Genomic DNA, 7,720 nt, shown 5'->3' with positions numbered 1-7,720 from the left:
AACATCCAACATCGAAGGGTGCAGATCTTTTACTTCTTGTTCCCAAGCTCCAGCTTGGGAACACAACTGTGCAGAAGCTCCAGCTTCGGTGAGGCCGTTCCCAAGCCAAAGCTTGGAACGAGAGGAAAGACCACTTCGAGATCCTGGCAAGCTCCCTAGAAAGACAGCGCGTTTCAGCTGTAGCAGGAGGAAGCTGGAGCTTCCCGGGCAGGGCGTTCCCAAGCTGGAGCTTGGAACGAGGGAAGTTCACATCAGAGTCTTCGCTGACCTGATTTTTTCATTCGATGTTCGATGTTCGATGTTCGATGTTCATCTTTAAAAACAACCCAATGGCGTAAATGCAACCAGTGAGTGTTTACAAAACAACTTAGCGCTTATGGGGGGATCACCAGCTTGGCGGGAGCGGGCATTTTCCCGGGCCCATTGGAACGATCCCTTGGCAGGGCGGGAAGGAGAAAGGTGCATGGAATCAAGGATTTCCGATGATGCAACGCTCGGATGTCCTTGACAATGCCGGGGGGTGCCGTTAGGATCAGCTTCGCTATTTCTGCATCAGGCAGAGACCTTGTGTCGCCCGAGTGAGCCGAGGGTTCCGCCGGAACCGAAAGACGGGAATCGATGCTGCAACTGAGGATTTTTCTTATTCGAGCGGCCCTCGGGGCTTTCTTTGCCTATTTCCTGGCACGCTTTTTCATCCCGTCCGCCGGCCCCGGCGTCATCATCGTGATGGCGGTGCTCCTCGTGTTTTTCGCGTACGTGTTCGAGGGGCTCCGAAAACGCTGACGTTCGAAGCGGTTCAGGGTTGCCGCTGAAGAATCACGACAGGAGGATTCATGGATTGGGAACGTCCCCCCCACCGGGGTCCGGGGCCCGGGAACATACAAGATCTCGAAGAAGTTATGAAACGGCTGAAGGGCCGTTTCAGCCTGCCGTCCCTGGGGCGCGGCCCGTTTTGGGGCTTGGCACTTCTGGTGGTGGCCGCCCTCATCGGCTTTACTTCCTACTACACGGTGCAGCCGGAAGAAACCGCCGTGGTGTTGCGGTTCGGGAAATTCGTGCGAACCGCCGGGGCGGGCCTTCACTTCAAGATCCCCTTCGGCGTCGAGGACGTGACCAAGGTCATCACGGGGCGGGTGCTGCAGCGCGAGTACGGGTACCGGACGGTGAGCCCGGGGGTCCGGACGAGGTTTGCCGAAAAAGGCTACGAGGAAGAAAGCCGGATGCTCAGCGGCGACCTGAATGTGATCGATATCCAGTGGACGGTCCAATACATGATCAAGAATCCGGTGGATTACCTGTTTCAGCTTCATGACGTGGAAGGTACGCTGGACGACATCTCGGAATCGGTGATGCGCCGGATCGTGGGGAACCGCTTTGCGGACGAGGTGCTCACCATCGGGCGCGCATCCATCGCGGACCTGGCGGGCCGTGAAATCCAAGAAATCATGGACACCTACCGGACGGGACTCCAGATCGTCGTGGTGAAGCTCCAGAACGCCAACCCTCCGGACGCTGTGAAGGCGGCGTTCAACGAAGTGAACGAGGCACGCCAGGAGAAGGAGCGCATGATCAACGAGGCTCAGCAGGTCTACAATGAAAGAATTCCGCGGGCCCGCGGCCAGGCCCGCCAGATGATCACGCAGGCGGAAGGGTATGCACTCCAGCGGGTGAATCGGGCCGAGGGCGACGTGACGCGGTTTGCGAGCATCCTTGAGGAGTACCGGAAGGCTCCCGATGTCACGCGGCGTCGCATGTACCTGGAAAGCATGCCTCAGTTCATCGAAAAGGTGGACCGGATTATCGTGCTGGATGAATCAGGCCCCGGCGTCCTGCCGCTTCTGAATCTGGGTTCCGGGGGGCTTGCCGGGTGGAGTGCCGGGGAAGATACCGGCGCGGCGGCCGGCCGGCCGGCGGAGGAGAAGTGATGTTCCCCAAGGGTAGTCGTCTGGTTGTCGTCGTTCTCATCGTGATCGGGGTGATTGCTTGGAGTTCGCTTTTCGTGGTGAAGGAAACCGAGCAGGTCGTGGTCACCCAGTTGGGCCGGCCCGTGGGGGAACCCATTACCCAGGCGGGCCTGCATTTCAAGCTGCCGCTCATTCAGAAGGCCAACTTCTTCGAAAAGCGGGTCCTGAAGTGGGACGGCAACCCGAACCAGATCCCCACCAAGGACAAGAAATACATTTGGGTGGATTCCACGGCTCGGTGGCGCATCAAGGACCCGCTGCTTTTCCTCATGAGAGTCGGAAACGTCCCGACCGCCCTCAGCCGGCTGGACGGCATCATCGATGCGGTGGTCCGTGACCACGTCTCCAACAATTTCCTGGAAGAGCTGGTGCGAAGTGAAGGTTGGGAGGACGCCAAGGCAAAACTCCTGGAGGCTGGGGTCCAGGAATTTCAGCTTCTGCTGGAAAGCGTGGAAGGGACCGAGACCGGTGAGACCCTGTTTGCGCCGGTGATCAAGGGCCGTGAAAAGATCACGCGGGAGATGGTGGCCGATGCGTCCCGGCTCGTCCCGGAATTCGGCATCGAACTCTTGGATATCCGCATCAAGCGGATCAGTCATGTACCTCCGGCAAAGCCGGAGGCTTGTAAAACCGTGGACCGCTCAAAGCGATTGTAAACCATTGGCCACCTTAAAAGGTGGCGACTATTCGAACATATTCAGTTGATCGAGTCGACGATCCTCAGTTTCCTGCTTTTTGATGTATTCGCGGATCATCTGCTCGTCTCTTCCAACTGTGGACACAAAGTAGCCCCTGGCCCAAAAGTTCTGGCCAGTGAAGTTCTTCTTCCTCCCGAGGAAGGTTCTGGCGATGTGGATGGCGCTTTTTCCTTTGATGTAGCCAACCACCTGTGCAACTCCATACTTTGGTGGGATCGAGATGAGCATGTGCACATGATCCGGCATCAGGTGACCTTCTTCGATCATACTCTCTTTCTGTCTGGCCAGTTCTCTGAAGACTTGGCCCAGGTGCTTGCGGAGTTGCTCGTAAAGACTCTTCCTGCGGTACTTCGGGATCCAGACCACATGGTACTTGCACTCCCAGACCGTGTGGCTTAAGCTTTGAGTTCCATCCATGCGAAAGCCTTTCCTTTTGTAAACTTTGAGCGGTTCACAAGAGGAAGGCTTTCGCATACTCCCGGAAATGTCAAACTCTGGGAGTCCCCCGGCAAAGCCGGGGGTTTACCCAAGAGAAATTATGTGGATTCCGTCCAGGAGAAGGTGTTCGAACGCATGGTGTCGGAGCGGAAGCGGATCGCGGCCCAGTACCGTTCGGAAGGCGAAGGCGAGCGGGCGGCGATCCTGGGTGAAATGGAAAGGGAACTGGCCAAGATTTCGTCGGAGGCCTTCCGCACGTCCCAGGAGATTCGAGGGAGGGCCGACGCGACGGCCACGCAGATCTATGCCAACACCTTTGGAAGGGATCCCGAGTTTTACCAGTTCTACCGGAGCCTGGAATTCTACCAGGGCTTCAATAACCCGAGGAGCACCTTCGTCCTTTCGAGCGATGCGGATCTTTTCCGTTACCTGGGCAGCATCCAGGGGAACACCCGCGGGGCCTCGGGGCAGAGACCGGCGTCGGAACCGTAGGGTGCCGCCGGCGACGCGTGGGCAGCGGGCGGCTGCCGCTGGAACGGGATCGGAACCGTGAAAATCCACAGGGCGGAGTGAACCGTCGTTTCTGGAAAGGGCGAGACCGGGGCTGGGGGGTGCTATGGTGGAGTCAGCGAAGGTGTATTACGAGGAGGAGAACCCTCAGGGCATCACGAGGGCCGAGCTGTTGGTGGCGGTTCCGTCGTTCAATGAAGCCTCAACCATCGCCCAGACGGTGGAACGTTTGGATCAAGGTATCCGCGAGTTTTACGGGGACATGGATGCGGTCATCGTCAACTGTGACAATTATTCGGCCGACGGGACTCGTGCGGCGTTTTTGTCCTCATCGACTCAGGTCCCCAAGATCTACCTGACCACGGAGCCGGGAGTTCGCGGCAAAGGCGCCAACCTCAGGATGCTTTTCCATAAGGCGAAGGAACTCCAGGCCAAGGCGGTGGTGGTGTTCGAAGCGGACATCACCAACCTGGCGCCCTCCTGGATCAAGTGCATGGCCGAACCGGTGCTCAGGGGAGCGGGGTACGTGGCTCCCATTTATCTGCGGCACAAGTACGAAGACACCCTGAATACCGCCATTGTCTATCCGCTGACCCGTTGCCTTTACGGCCGCCGGGTGCGGCAGATGAACGCCGGAGACTGCGCGTTCCGCGGCGACCTGGTGGACGTCTTTCTCAATCCGCCCGTGTGGACGGCCGCGATGGACCAGTTCGGGATTGATGTTTGCGTGGGAACACTGGCGCTCACCGCACGCGTCCCCGTATGCCAGTCTGTCATCGGGGCTCCTAAGCGGCACCGCGCCAATGACCCCTTCGCCCAGGTCACCCTCCGGTTCCGCCAGACACTGGCCACCATCTTTGATCTCATGGTGGCCTACGCCGACTTCTGGCGGATCGTAAAATGGAGCAAACCGACCGCCCTCTTCAGCATGGACGGTCAGGATACGGAGGTGGCGCCCCAGGTGGAAATCAACATGGGCCGCCTGCACGCCCGCTTCCTCCAGGGATTCGAAGAATACCAGCCGGTCTGGCGTGAAATCTTCGAACCGGCGGTTTTCAACAAGATCCAGGAAATCCGAAGCCTGGAGCTGCCTCACTTTTCTTTCCCCAGCCACACCTGGGGGCTGGTCCTTTTTTCCGCAGCTCTGGCCTATCGCGACCGCGACGAAGCGGAGCGGACCCGGGTGATCGATTCCATCCTTCCCTTGTATCTGGGCAAAGTGGTTTCCTACGCCAACCGGACGGAACGGATCTCCATCCAGCAGGCCGAAGAACACGTGGAAGAGACCTGTACCATATTTGAGGAAAACAAATCCTATCTCGTGGAACGATGGCGTTGATTAAAATAGGCAAGGGAGGTTGCTGATGCCGAAAATATTGGTGGTCGACGATGAAGAGCATATTCGGCTGCTCTATTCCGAGGAGCTCAAGGAGGCCGGCTATGAGGTGATCACGGCGGAAAGCGGACACAAGCTCATGGAAAGGATCGAGGCGGAGCGGCCGGACCTGGTCATCCTCGACATCAAGATGGTGGACTACGACGGGCTCGACCTGTTGCAGGATATCCGAAACCGCTTCTACGACCTCCCCGTGATCCTTTCGACCGCTTACGATACTTTCAAGGAAGACGCCAAGTCCATTGCCGCCGACTATTACGTGGTGAAGAGCTTCGACCTGACGGAACTGAAAAAGAAGATCGCCATGGCTCTCGAAACCCGGCTTCCTGATTGAAGGGGCCGGCTTCACTGGCGGGCCTTCACCCAAAGGTGCCATCCCAGGGCCGTGAAAAGGACGTTTCCAGCCCACACGCCCACCGTCGGCGGAAGAATGCCGGCGGTGGCGAGCGATGATCCCAGCTGCAGTACCATGATGTAAACAAAGGCCGCTACCAGGGCCAGAACGATGCCCATGGCGATGCCCCCGTAACGGCCCGTACGAAGCGAAATGGCGATGCCCATCACGGCCAGGATGACGGACATGAGAGGAAAGGCTACACGGGTGTGAAGTTCCACGCGGTAGGGGGCTGCGTCGTAGCCGTCTTCCATGAGTTTTCGGGTGTAGCGGTACAGTTCGAACCAGTCCAGTTCCTGGGGAAGCGCGTCCAGCCTCGTGAAGTCCGCCGGGGTTTCGGCCAGCGCCAACTTTCTTACCTCGAACACCTCCTGTTCGATCTCCTCCGGACCGTACCTCAATAAGGCCCCTTTGTGGGCCGTCCACTCTGAGCCCTCCCATCGCAATTCTTCGGCCTCCAGGCGTTCCTTCAAGTTGAAGGCGTCGTCCAGGAAATAAAGGGAAACGCCGTGAAGCTTCTGGGACCGTACGTCGTAGAGACGGATCCGGTAGATGACCTCTTCGCCGCGATACCAGATGTTTTCACTGAGCCATCCGAGGGAGCGGTCGCGGCCTTCGATGCGGTGGTCCCAGACTTCTTGAGCCCGGCGGTTGAAGTCCCGGGCCAGGGTTTCACCGAGCACGAACGTGAGGCCGGAAATCACGAGCGCTGCGCCCAGGATGGGTGCGGCGTAGGTACGGACTCCGATGCCCGCCGATCGCATGGCCACCAGTTCGCGGTTTCTTTCCAGGATGCCCAGGCCGATCAGAGTAGCCAGAAGAACGGCCATGGGGATGCCTTGGTTCAGGATGAGGGGGAGCTTCAGCAGGAAGTAGAGTGCCGCATCGGCCATGGAGGCCTGTCTTTCCAGGACGTCGTCGAATTTTTCGAAGAAGTCCACCACCATGTAGATGCCGCCGAATCCGAAGAGGGCCATGGCGAAAAAGGAAAGGAAATGGCGGAGAACGTAACGGGTCAACAGCTTCATGGTGAGCCTGACCTCAGGCGGGCCCGGTACGGCCCGCAGGGGGACTTCGCGGACGAAAACGTCACCGCCGGGGACTTCATCGGGTGCGCCTCACGCGGCGTTTGAGCTGCTCCGTCAAAGATGGCAGCCTGGTGAACGGGATTTCCCGGTGCGTCTTGGTCCACAGTGCGGCGGCCAGGGCGAACACCGCCAGGTTGGGAAGCCAGACCGCAAGCCAGGGCGGGATGACGGCTTGTTCACCCAGTCCTTTGCCGGCCGAGAGAACGACATAATAGGCCAGAAACAGGGCGATCCCCAGACTCACGCCGGCCAGGCGGTTTCCCCGCTGGAAAAGCGCACCCAGAGGGGCGGCCGCCATGGCCAGAAGGAGGCAGGCCACGGGGAGCGAAAACCGGATATGAGCTTCCATGGCATACCGTGCGTCGCCCGTCGCGTCATAGGCGGCGAAGAGTTCCTCCAGGGTCAATTCGTCCCTTCTTTGAGATTTCGATTCCCGAAACAGCTGGTCCAGAGGCAGTACAAACTGGTAATCTTCGAAGGCCACCGCTTGGGCATCCGTGAGGTTGCGGCCGACCCTGGTGATCACCCCGTCGGCCGCCTGCAGCACAAGGGTGTTCCGCGTCGAGTAGTTCAGGATCTGGGCCCGCTTGGCCACGATCGACGCGCTCAGTTGAGGATCGCGTCCGTCGTGGATGAACACGCCTTCGATGCGAAAGCTCTCTGGTTCCACGTGCTTGAAAAAAAAGACTAAGTTGGGAATGGCATCGATGAACATGCCTTCGCGAAGCAGCGCGGGAAGTACCGCCTTCCCCAGGGAAGCGAGCTTCTCGCGGAATTCCAGATTGGCGGTTGGCACGAGCCAGAGGGAGGTGTAAAAGGAAAGCAGCGTTGTCACGAGGGCCACGGTCAGGACGGCGGGGGCGAACTGCCTGAACCCCAGCCCGGCCACCTTGAGGGCCGTCAGCTCGTTGTCGTTGTTGAGGCGGAGGAAGGCGAGCAGGGTGCCAAGGAGCGTGGCCATGGGCAGGGCGTAAAGCATCAGCTTCGGAACGGCCAAACCCATGATCTCCAGCAGATCGAACCAGGTGATGGAAGACGAAAAGAGGTAGGAGGTCAGTTGCATGAGCCGGCCGGCCACCAGGACCATGACGAGTCCAAAAAAACAGATGGCGGCGGGCATGACCTGCTCCCGGACGATGTAGCGGTAGAGAATCCATCCCATGGTCTGTGCGATCTCGAAGCTCCTCGAATCCGTCTGAAGGTTCCGGCAATAACCGGGGAGTCCTGCCTGT

The 7,720-nt window shown here is 59.0% G+C and carries 9 protein-coding genes; 6 read left to right on the top strand and 3 right to left on the bottom strand.

Annotation, left to right across the window (positions count from 1 at the left end):
- Positions 1–618 precede the first annotated feature (618 nt).
- The 3 genes from FDQ92_RS15340 to hflC all read left to right on the top strand — a co-directional run bounded on the left by FDQ92_RS15340 (position 619) and on the right by hflC (position 2,620).
- Positions 619–783, top strand: a complete 165-nt coding sequence (locus FDQ92_RS15340) for a hypothetical protein (RefSeq protein WP_170180109.1) — start codon at positions 619–621, stop codon at positions 781–783.
- Between the two features lie 116 nt (positions 784–899).
- A complete protein-coding gene (gene hflK, locus FDQ92_RS15075) occupies positions 900–1,925 on the top strand; it encodes an FtsH protease activity modulator HflK (protein ID WP_246041757.1) in 1,026 nt (341 codons plus the stop codon).
- Entirely contained in the window at positions 1,925–2,620 is a 696-nt protein-coding gene (gene hflC / locus FDQ92_RS15070) for a protease modulator HflC (protein ID WP_137425639.1), read from the top strand. The genes hflK and hflC overlap by 1 nt, the downstream gene beginning before the upstream one ends.
- A 27-nt stretch (positions 2,621–2,647) precedes the next feature.
- Here hflC and tnpA read toward each other — a convergent pair whose 3' ends face one another.
- A complete protein-coding gene (gene tnpA / locus FDQ92_RS15065; RefSeq protein ID WP_137422805.1) occupies positions 2,648–3,079 on the bottom strand; it encodes an IS200/IS605 family transposase in 432 nt (143 codons plus the stop codon).
- 123 nt (positions 3,080–3,202) lie between these two features.
- Here tnpA and FDQ92_RS15060 point away from each other — a divergent pair, with 123 nt between their 5' ends.
- From FDQ92_RS15060 to FDQ92_RS15050, 3 genes are all read left to right on the top strand, one after another.
- Entirely contained in the window at positions 3,203–3,592 is a 390-nt protein-coding gene (locus FDQ92_RS15060) for an SPFH domain-containing protein (RefSeq protein WP_211341309.1), read from the top strand.
- Between the two features lie 142 nt (positions 3,593–3,734).
- The gene (locus tag FDQ92_RS15055; protein WP_137422716.1) at positions 3,735–4,949 is read left to right on the top strand and encodes a glycosyltransferase; all 1,215 of its coding nucleotides are present in this window, start codon (positions 3,735–3,737) and stop codon (positions 4,947–4,949) included.
- A gap of 25 nt (positions 4,950–4,974) precedes the next feature.
- On the top strand, positions 4,975–5,340 hold the full coding sequence (locus tag FDQ92_RS15050; RefSeq protein WP_246041755.1) for a response regulator: 366 nt from the start codon (positions 4,975–4,977) through the stop codon (positions 5,338–5,340).
- 11 nt (positions 5,341–5,351) lie between these two features.
- Here the strand turns inward: FDQ92_RS15050 and lptG are convergent, their stop codons facing one another.
- The gene (gene lptG, locus FDQ92_RS15045) at positions 5,352–6,428 is read right to left on the bottom strand and encodes an LPS export ABC transporter permease LptG (protein ID WP_137422714.1); all 1,077 of its coding nucleotides are present in this window, start codon (positions 6,426–6,428) and stop codon (positions 5,352–5,354) included.
- 76 nt (positions 6,429–6,504) lie between these two features.
- Complete coding sequence (lptF, locus tag FDQ92_RS15040) at positions 6,505–7,650, bottom strand: LPS export ABC transporter permease LptF (RefSeq protein ID WP_137422713.1); 1,146 nt, start codon at positions 7,648–7,650, stop codon at positions 6,505–6,507.
- Between the last annotated feature and the right edge of the window lie 70 nt (positions 7,651–7,720).

It is taken from the genome of Desulfoglaeba alkanexedens ALDC, from assembly GCF_005377625.1.
In the GTDB taxonomy this organism is placed as follows: domain Bacteria; phylum Desulfobacterota; class Syntrophobacteria; order Syntrophobacterales; family DSM-9756; genus Desulfoglaeba; species Desulfoglaeba alkanexedens.
The sequence above is the reverse complement of the archived record's forward strand: the minus strand, read 5'-3'. Positions and strand labels throughout refer to the sequence as shown.